The 21,543-nt window shown below is 63.8% G+C and carries 18 protein-coding genes; 5 read left to right on the top strand and 13 right to left on the bottom strand.

Annotated features, from left to right (window positions below; all coding sequences use genetic code 11):
• Window positions 1-21 precede the first annotated feature (21 nt).
• Window positions 22-708 (bottom strand): GntR family transcriptional regulator, encoded by a 687-nt coding sequence (locus tag IEV93_RS02330; RefSeq protein ID WP_188486565.1) that lies wholly within the window; start codon window positions 706-708, stop codon window positions 22-24.
• Window positions 709-893: 185 nt separating this feature from the next.
• Between IEV93_RS02330 and IEV93_RS02325 the strand changes: the two genes are divergently transcribed.
• The 3 genes from IEV93_RS02325 (at window position 894) to IEV93_RS02315 (ending at window position 3,536) form a co-directional block, all read left to right on the top strand.
• On the top strand, window positions 894-1,352 hold the full coding sequence (locus IEV93_RS02325) for a carboxymuconolactone decarboxylase family protein (RefSeq protein WP_229705106.1): 459 nt from the start codon (window positions 894-896) through the stop codon (window positions 1,350-1,352).
• Window positions 1,353-1,989: 637 nt separating this feature from the next.
• Entirely contained in the window at window positions 1,990-2,685 is a 696-nt protein-coding gene (locus IEV93_RS02320; protein WP_188486561.1) for a nucleotide-binding protein, read from the top strand.
• Between the two features lie 128 nt (window positions 2,686-2,813).
• On the top strand, window positions 2,814-3,536 hold the full coding sequence (locus IEV93_RS02315) for a ParB/RepB/Spo0J family partition protein (RefSeq protein WP_308690738.1): 723 nt from the start codon (window positions 2,814-2,816) through the stop codon (window positions 3,534-3,536).
• A gap of 311 nt (window positions 3,537-3,847) precedes the next feature.
• Here IEV93_RS02315 and IEV93_RS02310 read toward each other — a convergent pair whose 3' ends face one another.
• The 6 genes from IEV93_RS02310 to IEV93_RS02285 all read right to left on the bottom strand — a co-directional run bounded on the left by IEV93_RS02310 (window position 3,848) and on the right by IEV93_RS02285 (window position 13,592).
• Window positions 3,848-4,666: an SDR family NAD(P)-dependent oxidoreductase gene (locus IEV93_RS02310; RefSeq protein ID WP_188486556.1), complete on the bottom strand. Its 819-nt coding sequence runs from the start codon at window positions 4,664-4,666 to the stop codon at window positions 3,848-3,850.
• Between the two features lie 176 nt (window positions 4,667-4,842).
• A complete protein-coding gene (locus tag IEV93_RS02305; RefSeq protein ID WP_188486554.1) occupies window positions 4,843-6,003 on the bottom strand; it encodes an acyl-CoA dehydrogenase family protein in 1,161 nt (386 codons plus the stop codon).
• A 77-nt stretch (window positions 6,004-6,080) separates the two neighbouring features.
• A complete protein-coding gene (locus IEV93_RS02300; RefSeq protein ID WP_188486552.1) occupies window positions 6,081-7,562 on the bottom strand; it encodes a class I adenylate-forming enzyme family protein in 1,482 nt (493 codons plus the stop codon).
• A gap of 94 nt (window positions 7,563-7,656) precedes the next feature.
• Window positions 7,657-10,230 carry a flavin-containing monooxygenase gene (locus IEV93_RS02295; protein ID WP_188486550.1) on the bottom strand — a complete coding sequence of 858 codons (2,574 nt, stop codon included), beginning with the start codon at window positions 10,228-10,230 and terminating at the stop codon, window positions 7,657-7,659.
• Window positions 10,231-10,317: 87 nt separating this feature from the next.
• The gene (locus IEV93_RS02290; protein ID WP_188486548.1) at window positions 10,318-12,645 is read right to left on the bottom strand and encodes an ATP-binding protein; all 2,328 of its coding nucleotides are present in this window, start codon (window positions 12,643-12,645) and stop codon (window positions 10,318-10,320) included.
• Window positions 12,646-12,881: 236 nt separating this feature from the next.
• The gene (locus IEV93_RS02285) at window positions 12,882-13,592 is read right to left on the bottom strand and encodes a hypothetical protein (protein WP_188486546.1); all 711 of its coding nucleotides are present in this window, start codon (window positions 13,590-13,592) and stop codon (window positions 12,882-12,884) included.
• Between the two features lie 762 nt (window positions 13,593-14,354).
• On the opposite strand from IEV93_RS02285, the gene IEV93_RS02280 reads away from it, so the two are divergent.
• The gene (locus IEV93_RS02280) at window positions 14,355-15,050 is read left to right on the top strand and encodes a nucleotide-binding protein (RefSeq protein ID WP_188486544.1); all 696 of its coding nucleotides are present in this window, start codon (window positions 14,355-14,357) and stop codon (window positions 15,048-15,050) included.
• 92 nt (window positions 15,051-15,142) lie between these two features.
• Window positions 15,143-15,916: a ParB/RepB/Spo0J family partition protein gene (locus tag IEV93_RS02275; RefSeq protein WP_188486541.1), complete on the top strand. Its 774-nt coding sequence runs from the start codon at window positions 15,143-15,145 to the stop codon at window positions 15,914-15,916.
• Window positions 15,917-17,136: 1,220 nt separating this feature from the next.
• Here the strand turns inward: IEV93_RS02275 and IEV93_RS02270 are convergent.
• The 6 genes from IEV93_RS02270 to IEV93_RS02245 all read right to left on the bottom strand — a co-directional run bounded on the left by IEV93_RS02270 (window position 17,137) and on the right by IEV93_RS02245 (window position 21,504).
• A complete protein-coding gene (locus IEV93_RS02270) occupies window positions 17,137-17,457 on the bottom strand; it encodes a WhiB family transcriptional regulator (RefSeq protein ID WP_229704833.1) in 321 nt (106 codons plus the stop codon).
• Window positions 17,458-17,562: 105 nt separating this feature from the next.
• Entirely contained in the window at window positions 17,563-18,153 is a 591-nt protein-coding gene (gene leuD / locus IEV93_RS02265) for a 3-isopropylmalate dehydratase small subunit (RefSeq protein ID WP_188486539.1), read from the bottom strand.
• 83 nt (window positions 18,154-18,236) lie between these two features.
• Window positions 18,237-18,602: a hypothetical protein gene (locus tag IEV93_RS02260; RefSeq protein WP_188486537.1), complete on the bottom strand. Its 366-nt coding sequence runs from the start codon at window positions 18,600-18,602 to the stop codon at window positions 18,237-18,239.
• A complete protein-coding gene (locus tag IEV93_RS02255; RefSeq protein WP_188486535.1) occupies window positions 18,599-19,459 on the bottom strand; it encodes a DODA-type extradiol aromatic ring-opening family dioxygenase in 861 nt (286 codons plus the stop codon). The genes IEV93_RS02260 and IEV93_RS02255 overlap by 4 nt, the downstream gene beginning before the upstream one ends.
• A gap of 45 nt (window positions 19,460-19,504) precedes the next feature.
• A complete protein-coding gene (locus IEV93_RS02250) occupies window positions 19,505-20,329 on the bottom strand; it encodes a citryl-CoA lyase (protein WP_188486533.1) in 825 nt (274 codons plus the stop codon).
• Entirely contained in the window at window positions 20,326-21,504 is a 1,179-nt protein-coding gene (locus tag IEV93_RS02245) for a CaiB/BaiF CoA transferase family protein (RefSeq protein ID WP_188486531.1), read from the bottom strand. Before IEV93_RS02245 ends, IEV93_RS02250 begins: the two co-directional genes overlap by 4 nt.
• Between the last annotated feature and the right edge of the window lie 39 nt (window positions 21,505-21,543).

The raw sequence follows: 21,543 nt of genomic DNA, 5'->3' as shown, positions 1-21,543 counted from the left end.
CTTCGGACGCGATCGCCGGCATCAACGAAGATTGCGGCCGAGTGGTTCGCTCCTCGGGGGCTGTTGGGTGGTGCCGAGCAGTTCGTCGATGACGACCGCGAGGCTGTCGGCCAGCCGTAGGGAATCCAGGCGGGCTGCCTCTGGTCCGTCGCCCCGGGCTACCGCGGCGACGACCTCCATACGCTGAGTCACGCTGCGGCGGAGTCGATCCTGGTTGTCGCGGGCCAGATTCCGTAGACGCGCGGTGTGGACCGAGAGTTCCTTCAGCAGTCGACTCAGGTAGGCGTTGTTGCACGCTGCTCGAACGGCGGCATCGAACTCGCCGGAGAGGGCGTAGACGTCCTCGGCGGCGATCTCCGTGGATTCTGCGAGCTGCCGATACCTGTCCACGTATTCCGAGAACGTGTCGTGGACTCTCGTCTGGGCGACGAGCATGAGGGCGTACGACTCGAGGGCTTCACGGGCCTGGTAGAGCTCGACCGCGGTCTCCGCCGACACCGCGGCGACCGCCGCCGACCGGCCTGCGGACTGCGTTACCAACCCGTCGCGACGAAGTCGGGCAAGTGCTTCGCGGATCGGCGTGCGAGACACCGACAGCTGATCGGCCAGCTCGATTTCGCTCAACACTGCGCCGGGTGGGAGATCCCAACTGACGATGCGTTCGAGGAGCGTGTCGTAGACGCCTGGTGCTCGGTCGGTGGGCGGCATGAGTCAACTTTAACGTGTATACCGAATGTATACACATTGCATACAGAGTCTCCGAGAAAGGCGCACTCATGTCGAAGCCAGGTCCCTACTCCACTCAGGTCTCGGTGCCGCTACCCACGGACGGCGACATCCGATCGATCGTCGGCGACGGATATGACCCCGATTCAGTTCTCAACGTGGTGAAGATGTTCGCCGGAACGGAGGACATGTATCCGGCCCTGATAGGGATGGTGCGTGCGGTGTTCGCGACCCCGGGCATCGATGCGCGGCACCGGGAGGTGATCATCTTGCGCGCGGCGTGTGTGCTGCATGCGCCGTACGAGTGGCAGGCCAATGAGCAGATGGCCCGCAACGCCGGGCTCAGTACAGACGAGATCGAGGCCATCTCTGCCGACGGTGCGGTGACGGGCATCGCCGACGACTACGTGCTTCTCTGCCGCGCGGCCGACGAGATGTACTCGTCGGCAGCATCGTTGACCGATTCCACGCTCTCTGCGCTTCTCGCCACCTTCGGTGACGTCGTGACTCGCAAATACATAGCGACGATCGCGTGGTTCAGTCTGCTCAGCCTGTTTCTCAACTCCACTCGAGTTCCGCTGGAGACAACGGACAAGATCGGCGACAGGACCTCGCCACTCGGGTGACGCACGAGCGCTGCGCTGAGATCAAGGGCAGCAGCGGACCTCGTGTTTCTGAGCGGCCCATTTTCTGATCGACGAGGCAGGTTGCCGCTCGAAGCTTTGCCACGTTCTGCTTGCCGGCGCCACGCGGACATCGCGATGCCAAGGAACTGACCGTTGGGCCTCCACGTGTCCGGAGTCTTCCTTCTGCGGACTGGCGGCGAATCGAAGCGACTCCGGAAACGAGGAAGCCCCGACCGGGTTTCCCTGGTCAGGGCCTCTTCTGTGTCTCAACCAACACGTCGGGGTGGCGGGATTCGAACCCACGACCTCTTCGTCCCGAACGAGCGCACCTGGGAGTTTGGTGTTGTTGACGCAGTTGAGAATTCACTGTTTCTGCTGGTGAGCGCCGTTGTGGGTGTTTGTCGGTGATGGCCCCTTTCGGTGCTGCTGCGGACTGTCTGCGGACTGACGATGTTTGGCCAGGTCGTGCTCAGTGGTCGTTCGAACATGCTCTCAAACAACCGTATTCGATCGATGTCTCGTGGCGCACCCCGTCCGAACGAGGACCGCCATCGGGTGGTGTTTACCGCGGTAAACCCCGACGCCGCGAGGCGCCGGGTGACAGGTAGTTCACGAATGGATCGGAGAGGTGGAGAGCATGGGTGTGCACGTGGTGATGAATCAAAAGGGCGGGGTGGGCAAGTCGACGTTGGCGATGAACCTCGCCGCGGTGAAGGCCGACGTCCTCACCGACCCGGCAGGGGAGCGAGGCGTGTCGCCGGTGTTGGCGGTGTCGATTGACCCGCAGGGATCGGCGGTGTGGTGGGCCGATCGGGTCGCGGATCTGCCGTTCCGGATCGCCCAAGCCCACGACGACGTCGGCATGTTGGGTCGGCTTCGGAATCTGCCGGGTGTCGATCACGTCATCGTCGACACACCTGGGTGGATCGGTGACACCCCGGGCGCGACGGACAACGGTGGCACCGGTTACGCGTTGGATGCGGTGTTGGGGTCGGCGGATTTGGTGATCGTGCCGATCGTTCCGGAGCCGTTGGCGTTCGATCCGACGGCGCGGACGATCACGAAGGTGATCGAACCGTTGGGCATCCCGTATGTGGTGGTGATCAACGACTGGGACCCACGAGACGGTCGCTCTGATCTCGAGCAGACCCAAGCGTTCGTCCGCTCGCGCGGATGGCCGCTGGCCCGCAGCGTGGTCCGCCACTACAAGGTGCACGCCCGCGCCGCAGCCGAAGGGCGGGTCGTTACCGAATACGGCTCCAGCCGGGTCGCGCTGCAAGCGCGTGAAGACGTGCAGCGGCTGTGCCTCGAACTCGAAGTGGGGGCTAAGTAGTGGTCGGCGGGCGGGGTGGGCGTGTCGACCTCGCGGACCTAGCCGGGTCGGTGGGGGACAGCTCGACCGTCGATGCACCGACAAACTCGGATGGGGTGTTTCGGGCGAACGTGCCCCTCGGACAGTTGGTGGCGAACCCGCGTAACCCGCGTGCCGAGGTGGGCAACCTCGAGGACCTCGCCACCATCGCCGAACGGCAACTCCAACCAGGCACCGTCGTGACGCGTGCGGCGTGGCTAGCTCTGTGGCCCGAGGATGCGGCCCAGCTGGGCGCCGCGCGTTGGGTCGTGGTCAACGGATGCCGGCGCCTCGCCGCCTGCCACCACTACCAACGCGCCGGCATGGACGTCGTCATCCGCGACACCATCGCCACCAACCGGGAATCAGTCCTGTGGGCGGCGATCGTGGAGAACATCGACCGCCAAGACTTCGACGTCCTCGAAGAAGCCCACGCCGTCGAACTCCTTGTTGCCGAAACCGGCAGCGCCACAGTTGCGGCCGAGCGACTTGGTCGAAGTTCGGGCTGGATTTCTCAACGCCGTGCGCTGCTCAAGCTGGCACCCGAACTTCAGCAGGCACTCCGTGAAGGCGAGCTGGCAGTCCGCGTCGCAAGATCGTTGGCTCGGGTACCTCTCGCGCAGCAAGTCGCTGCGTGGCGACGAGCGCAGGATCGGTGCGATGAGCCGAGAGGCAGCGACACGGGTTCGCGACAAACGTTCCCGGTCGAAGCAGTCGCACGGCTATTGCGACGAACCAAAGCCAACCCGGATCAAATCGCTGCAGCACTGCGCGAAACCTACGACGAATCCCAGCTCGCCGAACTTGCTTCGTTACTACTGCTGCCCGGCTAGCCCCCGACAGCGCTGCTGGGTGCGATTTCTCGCGGTAGTGCCGGGGCCACAATTCATTCACTGCTTAGCGCTCTTCCGCGAGGCGGCGCACCGGATGTCGGTCGGAGACTCAGAGTGTGTGCGGGCAACAATCTCCATTGCTCGAAGACCGCGTTGTGAGGACGACTCGCGGGCGGTTGATGGCTCGTCGTACTGATTTCGATCAATAGTGGAGGCGACCTCGCCCCGGTTAAATGGCTCCGGTGCGTCCGTTTGAGTGGGATAGCGGTCGGTCGCACGGGTGAGGGCGATTACCGTACGTCCGGTAATGGCTACTCGCCGTCGTCCATCCGCTGTAGCCGATTACGTACTCCATCGAATGCCATGATCTGCTCCGTGAAAATGTAGAAGCGGTCGTTGCGGATGGCATCGGCGACCATCGCACCGCACTCGCGTGGCTCGATACCGTTGGCCATCACGTCGTCGATGAGCTTTAGTACCGCGCGTCGCGTCGGGGTATCGAGCGACGCGGGAACATCGGCAGGTCTGTTTCGTTCTGCCTCGACCATTCGCGTTCTGACGTTGGCCGGCGCCAGCAATGAGACACCCACCGGTACCCCGGCCGTTTGCAGCTCGGCGGCAAGCGATTCCGTCAGGCCGACTACGGCGAACTTTGACGCGATGTATGGAGCCATCGTGGGAACGCTGCTGTTGAACCCTGCGATCGACGCCGTATTCACAATGTGCCCCTCGTGTTGCTGCCGCAGCAGCGGCAGAAAGACCTGGCACCCGTGGATGACACCCAGCACGTTCACATCCAGTACCCATCGCCATGCCTCGGGGGGCACCTCCTCGAACAGGCCGCCGTATTCGACTCCGGCGTTGTTGCACAACACGTGGACCGCACCAAAGGTGTCCATCGTCGCTGCCGCGAGAGTCTCGATCGCGCGGCGGTCGGTCACGTCCGTCACGACACCGATCGCTTCGACGCCGGACTCTGTCAGCCTGGCGACGGCCTCGTCGAGGGGCTTTTTCTCGATGTCGGCGAGCACAACCCGCATACCTGCGGCCGCGAACTCCTCGACCATTCCCAGCCCGATACCGCTGGCGGCTCCGGTGACGACGGCTACGCGGTTGTTCAGATCTTTCATTTCAAGTCTCTAGAGGATGAGTAAGTTCATTGGCCTGTTTCGATTGCTGCGTGGCGGGCACGCTCGCCACGCACCCGTGGTGATGTCCATTAACGTCGACCCCCTCCTGCCGTGCTCTCACGTGCGTGATGTGGCTATCAGCCGAATCCATGAGCGGGTCTGATGGCGCGCATGATCTAGCCCTGCAGCAGTGCGCGTGACATCACGACCCGCTGGATCTGGTTGGTGCCCCCGTAGATCTGGGTGATCTTCGCGTCGCGCATCATGCGCTCGACGGGGAAGTCGCGGGTGTAGCCGGCGCCACCGAACAGCTGGACCGCGTCGGTGGTGACCTTCATGGCGACGTCAGAGGCGAAACACTTCGAGGCCGACGAGATGAACCCGAGGTTCTTCTCGCCGCGCTCGGCGCGTGCCGCGGAGGTGTAGACCATCAGCCGGGCCGCCTCGATGTTCATCGCCATGTCGGCGATCATGAACTCCACGCCCTGGAACTGCGAGATGGTCTTGCCGAACTGCTTGCGGTCCTTGATGTACTCGATGGTCTTGTCCAGCGCACCCTGCGCGATACCGACGGCCTGCGCCCCGATGGTGGGACGGGTGTGGTCGAGGGTCTGCAGGGCGGTCTTGAAGCCGGTACCGGGCTCGCCGATGATGCGGTCGGCGGGGATCTCACAGTTCTCGAAATACAACTCCGCGGTCGGCGAGCCCTTGATGCCGAGCTTGCGCTCGTAGCCGCCGGTGGAGAAGCCGGGATCGTCCTTGTGGACCATGAACGCGGAGATGCCGTTGGCGCCCTTGTCGGGGTCGGTAACCGCCATCACGGTGTACCAGGTCGACCTGCCGCCGTTGGTGATCCAGGCCTTGGCGCCGTTGAGCACCCACCCGTCGGCGGTCTCCTTCGCACGGGTACGCATCGCGGCCGCGTCCGAACCGGCCTCCCGCTCCGACAGTCCGTACGAGGCCATTGCCGAACCTCCGGCGATTTCGGGCAGCACCTGCTTCTTGAGTTCGTCGGAGCCGTTGAGGATCAGGCCCATGGTGCCAAGCTTGTTGACCGCCGGGATCAACGACGCCGACGCGTCGGCCCGTGCGACCTCCTCGATCACGATGCAGGCCGCGACCGAGTCCGCGCCCTGACCCTCGAACTCCTCGGGCACGTGGATCGCGTTGAAACCCGACGCATTCAGGGCGTCGAGCGCCTCCTGCGGGAAGCGCGAGTTCTCGTCGACGTCGGCCGCGTACGGCTCGATCTCCTTCTCCGTGAGCGCGCGGATGGCCTCACGCAGCGCGTCGTGCTCCTCGGGCAGGGCGAACAGGTCGAAATCCGGGGCGCTCATCGGCCTCTTTTCTTGGTCGGTGGTTCGTGCCCGCGCGTCGCGGGACAGGCAGATAGTGAGACCGGAGAGCTAACCGGTCAGGATGCGGGGCTGGTCGCGGGCAGTTGGCGACGCAGGGCGGGTTTGTCGATCTTGCCGACGGGATTTTTCGGGACCTCGTCGGTGATGGTGATCGTCACTGGGCGCTTGTATTTGGCCAGGTTGTCGGCGAGGTGCGTCTGAATGTCGTCGGCTGTGATCGTGGTGCCTGGGTTCAGAGACGCGAACATCACCGGTTCCTCACCCCGAACCGGATGTGGCTGTCCCACAACGGCGACTTCGCGTACACCGTCGAGCTGGTATGCGGCGTTTTCGATTTCCTTGGGGTAGATGTTCTCCCCGTTTCGGATGATCATGTCTTTGGCACGATCAACCAACGTCAGGTACCCATCGATGTCGAGTTGGCCGATATCGCCGGTGTGCAACCAGCCGTCGACGACGGTTGTGGCGGTTTCCTCCGGTCGTCCGAGATACCCCCGCATGACATTGGGTCCCTTGACGAGGATCTCGCCGGGACGCCCGTCAGCGATTGCGGCGCCCTGCTCGTCAACGACAATGACGGTCTGCCCCGGCAGCGCCGGCCCGACGGTGCCCGGTTTACGGACACCGTTCAGCGGGTTGACCGTTGACGCGCAGGTTGCTTCCGATAGCCCGTACCCCTCGACCACGGGAATACCGAAACGCTGCTCAAATCTCTCTAAAAGTTCCGCGCTGGCCGGCGCCGCTCCACAGACGGCGAACTGCACCGACGAGGTATCCGGGCGCACTGACTCCGGAAGGTTCGCGAGCATTGTGAAGATTGTGGGCACACCCGAGAAGTAGGTCGGCCGAACTGCCTCGATCCGCTCAAAGAACAGCCGGGGATCAAACCTGCCCAGAATGGTCACAGAGCCGCCCGCAGCCAGTGGCGCCAGCACACTGATGACAATCCCGTTGACGTGAAACAGCGGCAAGATCAGCAAACTGCGCGATGCCTCGTTGTGCGAGAACGCTTCGATCGCCATCGAACTCATCGCGTCGAGGTTGGCGTGATCGAGAATGACTCCCTTTGGGCGTCCAGTGGTGCCGCTGGTGTAGATCAACAGGGCCACGTCGTCGGCTGACCGGTGCAGCTGTTCGGTCACCACCCCATTTTCTGAGTGTTGCTGCTCGAGGATCTCCGTCACCGTCGACACGTCGTCAGGTATTTTCTCGAGGAACGACGAGCCGGTGACGATGATCGCCGCCGAACAGTCCGCAATCTGAAATCCGATCTCGCGTGGGCCCAATGCTGGGTTGACCGGCGTGACCGTCGCCCCGAGTCGCCAGGCCGCGAACAGCGTCACCACGAAATCGACTGCGTTGGGCAGCATCACCGCCACGACGTCGCCGGCACCGATACCTCTCGACCGCAGCACGGCAGCTGCCTGTCCCACTGCGTCGTCGAACTGTCGGTTCGACAGCGATCGGACGTCGTCGGACACCGCGGGTGCGTCCGGTGCGGCGGCGGCCCGCGAGGCGGTCACGGTGGCGAAATGCATCAACAACCCTTCGAATGATGTGAACACTTTGCTGGGACGCACAACGACTTCAGACGTGACCGAGCACGGGCCGTCCTGGTCAGTCGCGACACGCTCAGGCGTCGACGGTCTGCCGCGTCAGAATCGGGCGAAGGAACGCCGCGATGCCCTCTCGGATCTCCATGGATCTCGGAATTGCCCCTGACATCGAGAACGCCGTGTGCGGAAGCCCGTCGAACCGCCGGCACATCGTCGTGACACCCGCAGAAGTCAAGGCCCGGCCGTATTCCTCGCCCTCGTCACGTAGGGGGTCGATACCCATGGTGGCGATGAAGGTGGGCGGTAGCCCCGATAAATCCTCTGCACGCAGCGGCGAGATGTACGGCGAGGTCACATCGGTTGCGTCGCCGGCGTACAGCTGCACCATCCGGGCGCCGACCGCGGTTGAGAGGAACGGCCCGGTGGCGTATCGGATGCGGGACTCGGTGTCGGCGTGAGCGTCGACGCTGGGGGCCACCAGTACCTGCGCGCAGAGCGGTGGGCCGCCGTGATCACGGATACGCAGAGCCGTGACGGTTGCGAGGTTCGCGCCGGCGCTCTCCCCGCCGATCGCGACCTGGGATGGATCGCCACCGTGGTCCTCGACGTGCGACTGCACCCAGTCCAACACCCGCAGGATGTCTTCGGACGCAGCGGGGAACGGGTTCTCCGGGGCGAGTCGATAGTCCGGTGACACCACGACGACTCCGAGCCGGTCGGCCAGATCAGCGCAGGGCTCGTCGAATGCGTCGAGGCCACCGCCGATCCATCCGCCACCGTGGAGCATCACGAGTACCGGCAGTCGGCCATCGCTCGCGGGTCGGTAGATGCGCAGTGCGCGCTGCTCACCGTCGGTCGTGAACTGCGCCTCGGCGATGTGAACGCCGGCGGCGACTGGTGCCTGGAATGCGACGAACCCGTTCATCGCTGCCCGCGCCTCATCGAGGTCTTGCTCCTCGAGCGACTTCAGCCCCATGTTCAGCATCCCGGCGAGCAGAAACACCGCAGCGCCATCGAGATTGACGAGATTCGAGACGGGACGGGCCGCACCGGCGAAGGCGAATCCCGCGTAGTTGTCTGCTTGGACCTCCGCGACGATGGCCCGGAACATCGGCGCACCGGTGAACAGCGACACGGGCGTCCGAGGCTTGCCCGCGATGTTGTCGCCCATGTACCAGGACTGTGACGTCGGTATCAGTGTCGAGTCGGCCACTTCGGTGACCATGGCGTTGTACCGCTCCTCGGCCTCTGCGGTTGCCTCGACGGCCTTGCGTCCCGACGTTGTCATCTCGTGGATGAGCCCGCTGACGAAGTCGACACTGTCCTCGATGGCCAGCGGGTTGTTGAACACTGCGGCCGCGCTCTGCGGCCCGTTGATGTGGAAGAGGTTCGGAAAGCCATGCGTGGCGGTACCGAGATAGCACCGTTGTCCGTTGGCCCAGTGCGCGGTGAGCTTTCGTCCTCCCCGGCCGATGACGCCCATTTTGGTCAATGCGCCGGCGCCTACGTCGAAGCCTGTCGCCAGGATGATCACATCGAACTCGTAGTGCTCGTCTGATGTCGCGATACCTGTCGGGGTGATCGACGAGATCGGGGTCGAACGGGCGTCGACCAGCTGCACGTGGGGGAGGTTGAAGGCCTCGTAGTACTTCGTCTCGAACGGGGTGCGCTTCGCGCCGTAGGCGTGGTTGTCGGGGCAGAGCAACTCGGCGGTCACCGGGTCGGTGACACGTTCGCGGATCTTGGCCCGGATGTAGTCGGCCACGGTCTCATTGGCGCGGGGATCGAAGAGTAGGTCGAAGTAGGTCGAGGCGAGCATGCGGAAACCGCCGCCGTTGTAGTACGTGTCGTAGGTGTGTTCCCGTTCCCCGGGGCTGTCTGCCATCGCGGGCCGCACGGCCCGCGGATATGGCGCCCCGGCGATGCTGTTCCGTGCTTGTACGCGTCGCTCGCGAAAGTTCGCCGCCGCCGCCGCGAACTCGTCGTCCTCGAGCGGCTTGTTCCCGAGCGGGCACGCGTAGTTCGCGGTGCGCTGGAACACCGTCAACTCGGCGACGGTGCTCGCGATGGTCTGGATCACCTGGATACCGGTGGAGCCGGTTCCGACGACCGCCACGCGCTTACCCGCGAGGTCCAACCCCTCGGCAGGCCACTGGCTGGTGTGTACGACGGTTCCGCCGAACACGTCTTCGCCGGCGAAGTCCGACTTCTTCGTCACCCCGAACGCGCCCGCTGCGTTGATGAAATAGCGGGCCTTGGTGATCGACCCATCGTCTGGGGAGACGACCCATTCGGCGGCCGAGTCATCCCAGACCGCGCTCACCACCCGGGTGTCGAAGCGGTAGCTACGCCGGAGATCGAATCGGTCGGCGACGTGGCTCAAATAGGCTCGGATCTCCGGCTGCGCTGCGTAGCGCTCTTTCCAACGCCACTCCCGGGCCAGCGCCTCATCGAACGTGTACGAGTAGTGCAGACTCTCGAAGTCGCAGCGGGCACCCGGGTAGTTGTTCCAATACCAGACGCCACCCGGGTCGGAGCCGGCCTCGAAGGACTGAACGGCCAGCCCGTCCACATTACGGAGGCGATGCGTCGCGTACAGCCCGGAGAACCCGGCGCCGACGATGACGGCGTCTACATGCGTGTGATCCATGCCACTGATGTTCCGCCGGTGAACCGGCGCGCATAAGCGTAGGAATACCTGCCTGCATACCTGTTTCTGATGACCGCGCTCGCGTCGTCACGGTGTCGAGATGTCGCCGTTGCGGGCGAGCCAACCGGCCACCTGGTGGCGTGAGGTCAGGTCGAGTTTCGCCAGTATCCGTTCGACGTGGCCGTCAGCGGTGCGCTTGGAGATCGTCAACCTCGCGGCTATGTCGCGGTTCGACAACCCGTCCGTCACCAGCGCCGCCACCTCGGCTTCTCGCTTGGTCAGTATTTGGGTGATCGACGACGACGAGACTGCGCGCGCCCGTGTTCGCATCACCTGAGCCAGACCTTCGGACGGATGCTGCTGGGAAGCTCCGACCGGTGCTGCGACAACGGGTGCGTCAGGTGTGTGCTGACGCGGGATGCGTTCACGCAAGAGGTCTGCCAGAGGTGCTCCGAACGCCTCCAGCGACGTTCCGAGCGCCGACCACGTCCGGTCGGCGACACGGGACAACTCATCCGCCCGATCAACGTCGCCGCGATCGAAAGCGATGCACGCCAACAGGTGCATGCACAACGCGGTGCAGATGCTGTCGAGGAGCTCGGCCTGGATTGCCAACGCGGCGTCCACTGACCGTTGTGCGTCGTCGAGAGACCCCGCCTGCCATTGGGCCAGGCCCCGTACCCACAATGCGTAGCTTCTGGCCGATCCCTCCCCGGTCGCCTCACTCAGGCGTATGACCTGTTCGCTCGCCTCCAGGGCGCGACGAGGATCGCCGGTGAGCACATGTGCTGAGGCGAGAAGGTAGCCGGCGGTGAGTTGCATGTACCGCTCTGAGATCGACGCATAACGCTGGGCGGCCTGCTCAAATCCCTCGATCGCGCCGGAGATGTCGCCCGTGAAGAGGGCGAGCATGGCGTTGCCCTGCACGACATCGACGGCAATGCGAGGGTCGGCAAGACGCTCGGCAACCGACGACAGGTCGGCGAGGTAGGTGGCGCTCGCGCCAGGGTCGCCCTGAATGAGCGCGATCCACACGTTCGCGAACAGACACTGGGCACGATCGATACCCGGTTCGGAGACACGGGCGAGGGCGGCGTCCGATCGGATGCGACCCTCGGCGAGAAGACCGCCCGACAACCAGTGCCATCGAAGGCGCGCGACCAGCCGCAGGCCTGCTGCCTGCTCGCCGGGAGTGGTCAGACTCCACTCGATCGCAGCAACGTATCCGGGATGGTCCATACGCATCTGCCGGAGCAGGGTTCGTTGTCGATCACTGCACCAACCGTGAAACGCCTGCTCCGCCCGTCGGCTCAAGGCCTCTCTGTGATCGCGGGTAAAGGTCGCGATCTCACCGCTACTCTCGGCCAGTTCCAACCCGTAGTCGCGAAGCGGAGCCGGCAGCCGATATCGCATCTCACCACCGTCCCGCTCGGTCAGAAGGATCGACTGTGAGACCAGGCTCTCGACAAGGCCCAACAGATCGGGTGGTTCGACGTCGGCGGCCGCCATGGACTCGATCAGCTCGATGTCGACGTCGCTCGTGCACACCGAGATGCGGCGCCACAGTGCCTGGGTCTCGGGCGTACACAGGCGATAGCTCCAGTCGACCATCGCTCGCAGCGAACGATGCCGTGAGTCCGTTGTGGCACCGGGCGGCGCCTCCAGTGCCGTGAGGTGGAACCCGAATCGCCTCACGACCTGATCGATTCCGAGAACCCGAAGCTTGACCGCTGCGAGTTCCAGGGCCAGAGGTATGCCGTCGAGAAGTCGGCAGAGTGTGACGAAATCGGATTTGTTGTCCTCGGTTAGTTCGATTGACGAGTCGATGGCGCGAGCGCGGTCGAGAAGCAGGGCAACCGACGGGTTCGCGTTCAGCTGCGGGACCGTCAGGCCTGACTCCGGAACGTCCAGGGGCGCAACGTGGTGCAGTGTTTCACCTGCCACCCCGAGGGATTCGCGACTCGTGGCGATGATCTTCACTCCGGGTGCCTCGCGAAGAACCTCCGGAATCAGGACTCGCAACGTCGGCATCAAGTGCTCGCAGTTGTCCAACAGGATCAGGGAGGTCTGGGCGCGAAGCCCCAACAGCAATTTGCCGCGTGGGCTGGTTGCCGACATGTCCGGGATGTCCAGAGCAGCGATCAACGCCGACTCGACACTCTCGGGTGCCGCCCCGGTCTCGATGTCGGACAGCCTGACCATCCACACGCCATCCGGGAAGTCGTGTGCGCGGCGAGCGAACTCGAGGGCCAGTCGCGTCTTCCCCACGCCCCCGACGCCGGTCAAGGTCAGCAGTCTCGATCCGGTGAGAGCCCCCGCAACCGAGGCGAGGTCGCGTCGCCGGGCGATGAATCGGGTGAGGCTCGGACTTGTGTTCGTCCCGAGCCGTCCTGTCGTACCGCCTGCGCTGGCCATGACGTGATGGTAGGCGGCCATCACGGAGGTCCGATCAGAGCTGGGGCAAGCTCACCCTGAACATGCCCTCCTGCCGACGACACGCTTCTCGAACCTTGGACGCGGTCGGGATCTGCACCGGCGTCGGCCAGGCGCTGGCCTTGGTTACGGGGAAAACGGCGGCCACCGGCCGATGATGTGAGGAGCATTCCGATTACTCCGCGAGCGCCATTGCTGACCTGTGTTCTGTCCAGTTGTTATTGCCGTCCAACTGCGGTGGGTCGTACCTCTGTACCGAAGACCTCTCCGGTGTGTCCGAGGGCATGCATCCTGCCGTACTGGGCGACGGTTTCCCAGGCCACCTCGATCGAGGTGGCTATCCGGTCCCTGAGTGCGAGACGCAGGGTTCTGTCTGCGGCGGCGCTGGATGGATCGTCGGAGAGGTTCGCGCGCAGTTGCCGAAGGTTTTCGGACGCGTTGCACGCCGCCGTCTCCACCGCGATCCAACACCTCTGCGGTGCGTCACGCTGCTGCGGTTCATCACCCAACAGGTCGAGGAAGTAGAAACGTCCCTGCAGGCCGTACATGTCCAGACAGTCCACCATCGGTACGAGAATTGGATCCTCGGTAGCTGCGTCCATTAGCTGGATTAGATAGATGTTCCCGCCCGTACGCTTCCGTAGCTCGCGCCAGACTTTCTCGTGCATGTTCTTCACCCCGTGGCCGTGTCCTCGCATCACGCTCACGGGTGGCCAGCGGCCGTTGTCGTCCAAAGCGGCCAGTCCGAGTGCGAGTTTGTAGAGCTTTTCGAGGCCGATGGACAGCACGGTCAGTATCGGGTCGCGGATGTTGTCGATCAGCGCATCGGTGCGGAGTGCACGCAGCCCATACGCCAACAGATTTCGGGTCGAATCGATTTCGGCAATTAAGGCCAGTTGTTGCCGCTCGTCCAGACCCTCAATTCCCATACGCCGGATAGTAGCCAGCGGATAAGACAAATCGTGGCCGTCCTGCTGTCGATATCTGACCTCTTAGTTGAGCGAAAACCAGTCATTTTTGGCTCGGGACGAGACGGTCCGGTCTGGCCGTTGACCTGCGGGTTCGTGATCGCCAGGCGAATTTGACCTCTTCGTTGGGCACAAACAGTCAATGCAACATTGGGTCGCGGACGCTTGCCTGATCAATGTTGCTCAACGCTGGTCCAACGCGATCAACTGCTCGCGACCGGCGCAGTCCGGCCTGAAATGGGCCCGGATTCTTTCTCCTGCGGACTGTGTGCGGACGCGAGCGAGACCCCGCAGGACCGAGAAACGAGGAAGCCCTGACCGGGTTTTCCCCTGGTCAGGGCCTCTTCTGTGTCTCAACCAACACGTCGGGGTGGCGGGATTCGAACCCACGACCTCTTCGTCCCGAACGAGCGCACCTGCGAGTTTGGTGTTGTTGACGCAGTTGAGGATTCACTGTTTCTGCTGGTGAGCGGCGTTGTGGGTGTTGGTAGGTGATGGTGCCTTTCGGTGCTGCTGCGGACTGTCTGCGGACTGGGCGTATTTCCCCAGCTCGTGATTGCTCGCGATTCGAACCTGCTCCTAAGCAACCGTATTCGATCGACGTCTCCTCGTGCACAGCGTCTGCCCGAGGTCCGCCGAGCGGCCTGGTTTACCGCGGTAAACACCAGCGCCGCACGGCGCGGGATGACAGGCATTTACGGACGGATCGGAGAGGTGGAGAACATGGGTGTGCATGTGGTGATGAATCAAAAGGGTGGGGTCGGTAAGTCGACGTTGGCGATGAACCTCGCCGCGGTCAAGGCTGACGTCCTCGTCGACCCGGCGGGGGAGCGAGGGGTGTCGCCGGTGTTGGCGGTGTCGATCGATCCGCAGGGTTCGGCGGTGTGGTGGGCCGATCGGGTCGCGGATCTGCCGTTCCGGATAGCCCAGGCCCACGACGACGTTGGGATGCTCGGGAGGCTTCGGCATCTGCCGGGTGTCGATCACGTCATCGTCGACACTCCGGGATGGATCGGCGACACCCCGGGTGCGACGGGCAATGGTGGCACCGGCTACGCGTTGGATGCGGTGTTGGGGTCGGCGGATCTGGTGATCGTGCCGATAGTTCCCGAGCCGTTGGCGTTCGACCCGACCGCACGCACGATCACGAAAGTGATCGAACCGTTGGGCATCCCCTATGTGGTGGTGGTCAACGACTGGGACCCACGCGACGGACGCTCCGACCTCGAACAAACGCAAGCGTTCGTCCGCTCACGGGGATGGCCCCTGGCCCGCACCGTGGTCCGCCACTACAAGGTGCACGCCCGCGCCGCAGCCGAAGGTCGGGTCGTCACCGAATATGGATCGAGCAGGGTGGCGCTCCAAGCTCGCGAAGACGTTCAGCGGTTGTGCCTCGAACTCGAAGTCGGAGCGCACTGATGGCCGGCCGCGGTGGACGCGTCGATCTCTCGGACCTGGCCGGCTCGGTCGGTGACCGCTCCACCGTCGACGCGTCCACAAACTCGGATGGCGTGTTCCGGGCGAACGTGCCCCTCACGCAGCTGGTCGCCAACCCACGTAACCCGCGCGCCGAAGTCGGCAACCTCGAGGACCTCGCCACCATCGCCAAGCGACAGCTGCAACCCGGAACCGTAGTGAGTCGCTCGGCCTGGTTGGCGCTGTGGCCCGATGACGCGTCGCAGTTGGGCGCCGCACGGTGGGTCGTGGTCAACGGCTGCCGACGCCTCGCCGCCTGCCACCACTACCAACGGACAGGCATGGACGTCGTCATCCGTGACTCCATCGCTGGCTCGAAAGACACTGTGCTGTGGGCGGCAATTGTGGAGAACATCGACCGCCAGGACTTCGACGTCCTCGAGGAGGCCCACGCCGTCGAACTACTCGTCACCGAAACCGGCAGCGCCACAATCGCGGCCGAGCGACTCGGCCGCAGCCCGGGCTGGGTCTCCCAGCGCCGCGGCCTACTCAAACTGGCACCCGAACTCCAGCACTCGCTGCGCCAGGGTGAACTCGCCGTACGCCTTGCTCGTTCATTGGCGCAGGTACCCATGGCGCAGCAGGTCGAAGCTTGGAGGCGTGCGCAGAGACGTTCCGGCGAGTCGAAAGGCGAGCGATCGGAAGACCGGGGGGCGCAGCTGGTCCCGATCTCCGCAGTTGTACTTCGTGCGATTCAGAGATCGAAAGCTGCACCGACGGACGTAGTTACAGCCATGTGTGAGCTCTACACCGAGCCCCAGATCGACGAGATAATTGCCCTCATTAAGTACCGGCGTCTCGCAACCTAGACCATGCAATGCCGAACGGCCGCGGTTGGTGCGGTGTTTTTCCGGGCCCGCGCGAGGCGTCGGCCATCGCCGGGTCAATCGACGCCATGTGGGGCCGGCGCCGTTTCAGCTCGATTCGCTACTTCAGGGTTTGCGCATGTCGCTACACGCTTAGAGGCGTTCAGGCCCCTTAGATGGCGGGGTGGGCCAGCTTTTTGACTTCCCCTTCTCCCCCGACGTCTGGGGCACTGCCGCAGCCTGGGTGGGTTCTGTCGGCTCCAGTGCCGCCTTCTTGTTAGCCGCGCAGGTATACCGACGCGACGCAAAATTGCGACAGTTCGAACAGGCGATCATGCTTAGATTCGAAGAAGTAAGCCCAGCGCCGCTGGGCATCCTCGCCTTGAACCCCCAGCCGTTAGAACTAGAGCTACATAACACATCTGATCGATATCTGTACTCCGCAACTGCATATCTATCACCGTTGCCGTTATACAAGATTGTAGCGGGATTTGTCTTACTGGGTCCGAGCCGTGACCGGCGCAAGCCGACAGAGGACGACCTGCAACGCGGGCTGGCTGATTACCGAAAAGCATGTGACAGTATGTGGCAGGACGCGAGGGTTGACCGAATTGGGCCGAACTCCTCTGTACGGCTGAAGTTGACCGTGCCCTATTCGCCAACGAGGCGTCTAGTTATCCAGTTCACTGATTCCATGAACCAGCAGTGGGAAATTTCGACAAGTCGGGAAGATATATTCACCGGTAAGCCGCCGAGGTTACGCTACGTCGGTCGCCGACAAATGCGTTTCATGCCCACAATCAAAATAAGCTCGCACATATTTACCCCACCGCAAGTGACGTTGCGCTACTATGCCGACAACATTAAGCTCCGACTGTGGGCTGCTAGGAATAGGCAGTGGGGTCCTGGGGTGGATGGATGGACCCAAAAGTCGTATGACTTCTCGCGAACAGCGGGCCTTGTAAAACACGAGCCAGGCGATCCCCTTTTCTTGGATCTTGTCGATTTGGACTATGAAAACAATGACCCACGGAATGAGGTCCAATAATTGCGCTCACAGTGCGGCCTTGATGCGAAAGGCTGCTGTAAGAGCAGCGCTCGGCGTTGCGAGATCCAGCCTTGGGCATTCCGCGCCCATAGCATTCCGTTATGTCGGTGCCTCGGCCCCCGGGACAGTACGTGAAAGACGACACCGGTCGCGTTAGATTCCCTAGCAAGCGACTTTATAGGGTGGTGTGTCCGGTGAGCAGGGCGCGATCACGAGGGGTGGTTCCGCCCCAGACGCCGTGCGGCTCATGATGGCGCATGGCGTGGGTGTGACAGGCAACTCGGACCGGGCACTGTCTGCAGATTTGTTTTGCGGCGGCTTCGTGGCGTTCGCGAATTTTCCCGCGTGTGGTCGTCGCTGGATAGAAGAGGTCGGTGTCTAGACCGCGACAGTTGGCGTTCAGTTGCCAGTCGTAGTTGCCGGTGATTGGTGGCGGAGGGGTCGCGGGTTGGCCCTTGTACCGGTTTGTCAGCCTGTCGTTGATGGGACCGGTCACAGCGCGGCGTCCTTTCTGCTGCGTGAGTGCGGAACGTTTGAGGCAGGGTTGGTTCCGGGCCGAAATTTCTGGGGGTACGCCCGAGATATGCAGTGTTGTATCGGGTTACCCGGTGACGCGTGGCTTCCACGCGGGGCGTTGCTGCTCGTAGGCGGTGATGTCGTCGGTGTGGTGCAAGGTGATGTCGATGTCATCGAGTCCGGCGAGGAGTTTGTCGCGGCTGTGGTCGTCGATCTCGAAGTCGATAGTCGTGGCTCCGGCGGCGATTGTGCGGTTGTGCAGATCGACCTGGATGTGGTCGTTAGGGTGGTTCTCGGCGGCGGCCCACAAGTGTTCGATGCCGGCCTTGTCGACCTGTGCGGCGAGCAGCCCCGCTTTGAGGGCATTCGAGCGAAAGATGTCAGCGAATCGTGGGGACACGACGGCACGGAATCCGTAGTCCCACAACGCCCACACTGCGTGCTCACGAGACGAGCCGATGCCGAAGTCGGCGCCGGCGAGCAGGATGGTCCCGTCGCTATACGGGGTGGTGTTGAGGATGAATTGCTCGTCGGTGCGCCACGTCGCGAACAATGCGTCGTCGTAGCCGGTGCGGGTGATGCGTTTCATGTACCGCGACGGGCAGATCTGGTCGGTGTCGACACCGCTGCGTCGCAGTGGCACCGCGATACCGGAGACGGTGGTGAACGGCTGCATCGCGGGGTTCCTCTCGCTCGACAGTCGGCATGGTGCGTCCCCCGGGAAGGCGGGGCGGTCGCCGTCCGGGGGCGGGTGGTGCGCTAGGTCGCCACCGACGGGTAGGGCTTGTCGCGCCAGTGCTGCAGGCGTGCACCGAATTCACGCTGAAACGACAGCGGTCCTTTTTCGAGGGTCCAGGTTTCGTCGTAGATGGCGATAAACAGGGTGAGGTTGAGGAAGAAGTGGGCGCCCATCTCGAACAGTGCGACGTAGTCGTGGTTAATCAGGGCGGCGCGTTCGTCGTCGGTCAGCGCGTTGACGGTGCTGGTTTCGCTGTCGCTGAGTTTGGGCCCGATCTCTTCTTCCCAGTGGTCAACGAATTTCTTGGGGTCTTTGGTGTAGGCGTCGAGGTAGTCGGGGTCGCGGTCGACGGTGAACAGAAATTTGTTGACGTAGTACTTGCTCATGCCGGCGCTCCGTTCGGGTACCAGGTGAAGTAGGCCTCCATCGTGTGATAAAGGTCGAAATTATCGACGTAGGCGGCCTTTTCGGGTCCGGCAATTCCCATCATGAGGATGAGGTCCATGAATCCGTGGGTGGCGTTGCCGTGTCCGGCGAGGGTCTCGAGGGTGACGTTGTCGAGGATGGCCTCGATGTCGCCGTTGGCGAGCCACTCGATGGCGTTGGCGTCGAATTCGGGGTCGGGGCCGTGTTCACCGAACTGTCGGGGCCCACCGAGCTCGAGGGACAGGTGCCCGCTGCCGATGGCGGCGATCCGCTTGTCGGAGGGGTATTCGTCGATGACTTCGCGGATGGCGCGGCCGAGGTCCCAGAACCGTTTCGGCGACGGCAGCGGCGGGGCGAAGATGTTGGTGTAGATCGGCACCACCGGCAGGTCGGCCTCGGGGCGGGTGGTGATGATCGGGCAGATGATGGAGTGGTCGATCTTGAGTTCGTTGCTGAACGAGAAGTCGAACCCGCGGTCCATGAGCCCCTGGAGCAGGTAGCCCGAGAGGTCCTCGTGGCCGTCGAGAACATAGGTGGGGATGCCGAATTCGCGCTGTTCGTTGTAGAACGTGGCGTCGTAGCGGGGGGCTTTCCCGATCAGGAAGGTGGGGTAGTTGTCGAGGAAGAACTGGTGGAAGTGATCAGCCCCGACCATGACGAGGATGTCGGGTTGCGCGGCGGTCAGCGTTTCGCGATATGCCTCGACTTTGCGTTGCCATTCGTCGGCGAACGGTGGCCGGTCATCGCCGGTGGCGGTGGAGGCTTTGTAATAGAACGGGTGGTGGGTGGTGCCTAGAACGGCGGCGAGCGGTGCCATGCGATCTCCTGTGATGCGTGCCGGCGTGCGGGGCCGGGGTGGCGATTATGTTGCGGGCAGGTCGGGTTCGACGTAGTAGGCGTTGCGGTCGACGCTCATGTAGATCTGGTTGGCGATAGGTGCGCGATGTTCCTCGGCGAGTTGCCCGAGGAGTCCCGCGCAGCGGGCCAACAGCGCGAATCCGCGGAGCAGTTCGACCGGCAGGTCGATGTCGGCCAACGCGGCGCCACACACCCCGGCACCGTTGAGGGGCAGTTTGCGTCCGACACCGCGTTCACTCATCCGGCCGATTGCCTCGAACAGCCGCAGATGCGGGCCCTTGACGCCGGCGTCTTCGGCGATGCCGATGAGCACCGGGGTGCGGGGGTCGCCGTCTTTGTGGTTGGGATGGCCCAGGCCGGGAACGTGTTTGCCGGTCTGCTTCTGCCGGGCGATCGCGTCGAGGGCCATCTCATCCCAGTCGGCGTCGGTGGTGGGCAGCGCGTTTCCGTTCGCGGTGTGATCGGTGATCGCCGCGTGCAGGAACTGTCCGCAGTCCTCGGTCACGCCGAGGAACCGGGATCCGCCACCGAGCAGTCCTGCGGCGAGCGCGCCCTGCAGCGAGTCCGGGGCGCTGAGGTAGGTGACGCGGGCGGCGATCGCGGTGGGGGTGAACCCGTGATCGGCCAGAGCAACGAGGACCGCTTCGAAGACACGCAGCTGTCCGGGGGTGGGGCGGCGGGTCGCGACGAGCCAGTAGGCGAGTTCACCGAAGCTGATCTTGCCCATCAGTTCCCCGGCGAGGTCGTGGCCGAGGAGGTTGATCTCGGTGGCCGTCGAGGTCCCCAACGATGTCGGATACGTCGGCACAGCACCGTTCGGGTCGGTCATTTCTGGTCTCCTCGGGTGGCGGGGGTGGACAGCCAGTCGCGGACGGCGTCGCTGTCTGCGCCCAGGGCCGGCGGGGCGAGGTCGTAGCGGGGGGTGAAGGTGGAGAACGTGATCGGGTTACGCACCCCGGGCACAGCGTCGTCACCGACCTGCACGACCGGGTTGAGCCCCAGCTTCTCGGCGTATTGCACACCTTCGGCGATGGTGTTGATCGGTCCGTTGGGCACGCCGACGGCGTTGAGTTTGTCGAACCAGTACGCCGCGGGTTGGGTGGCGAGGCGTTCGACGAGCAGCGGCCGCAGCTCCTCGCGGCGCTCGGTGCGGCCCTCGTTGCGGGCGAAGCGTTCGTCGTCGGCGAGTTCGGGGACCCCGAGGACCTCGACGAGTTTGCGGAACTGGTTGTCGTTGCCCGCGGTGATGATCAGGTCGTTGTCTGCGGTGGGCAGCGGTTCGTAGGGGAACAGGCTCGGATGCGCGTTGCCCATCCGGGTCGGTGTCACCCCGCCGGCGACGTAGGCCGAGGTCTGGTTGACCAGACCGCTCATCGCCGAGGCCATCAGGCTGGTCTCGATGTGCTGGCCTCGCCCGGTCTCCGAGCGCAACCGCAGGGCGGCGAGAATCCCTATGGTGGAGTGCAACCCGGCCATGACGTCGAACACGCTGATCCCGGCGCGGTAGGCGGGGCCATCGCTGTCGCCGGTCAAGCTCATCAGACCGGACATGGCTTGCACGATGAGGTCGTAGCCCGGCAGCGATGCCCCTTCGGCGGTGCCGAATCCGCTGATCGAGCAGTAGACGACCGGGTCGTTGCGGTCACGCACGGAGTCGTAGTCGAGGCCGAACCGTTTGAGGCCACCGGGTTTGAAGTTTTCGACCACGACGTCGGCGTGGGCGGTCAATGCCTGGGCGACGGCGAGGTCGTCGTCGTTTTTGAAATCCAGGACGATCGACTTCTTGTTGCGATTGATCGCTGCGTAGTAGGTCGAGACCCCGTCCTCGCGGACCGGTGGCACCCAGGATCGGGTGTCGTCGCCGCCGGGGCTTTCGACCTTAATGACCTCAGCGCCCATGTCGGCGAGCAGCATGGTGGCGTACGGGCCGGCCAGCACCCGCGACAGATCAGCGATCACGATCCCGTCAAGTGGCCGGGCCGGTGTGGAGGAGGAGTCGGTCATGAGGGGTGGTCCTTTCCGGACAGCGAAGCAGAAGAGGGT

The organism is Williamsia phyllosphaerae, assembly GCF_014635305.1.
In the GTDB taxonomy this organism is placed as follows: domain Bacteria; phylum Actinomycetota; class Actinomycetes; order Mycobacteriales; family Mycobacteriaceae; genus Williamsia_A; species Williamsia_A phyllosphaerae.
The sequence above is the reverse complement of the archived record's forward strand: the minus strand, read 5'-3'. Positions and strand labels throughout refer to the sequence as shown.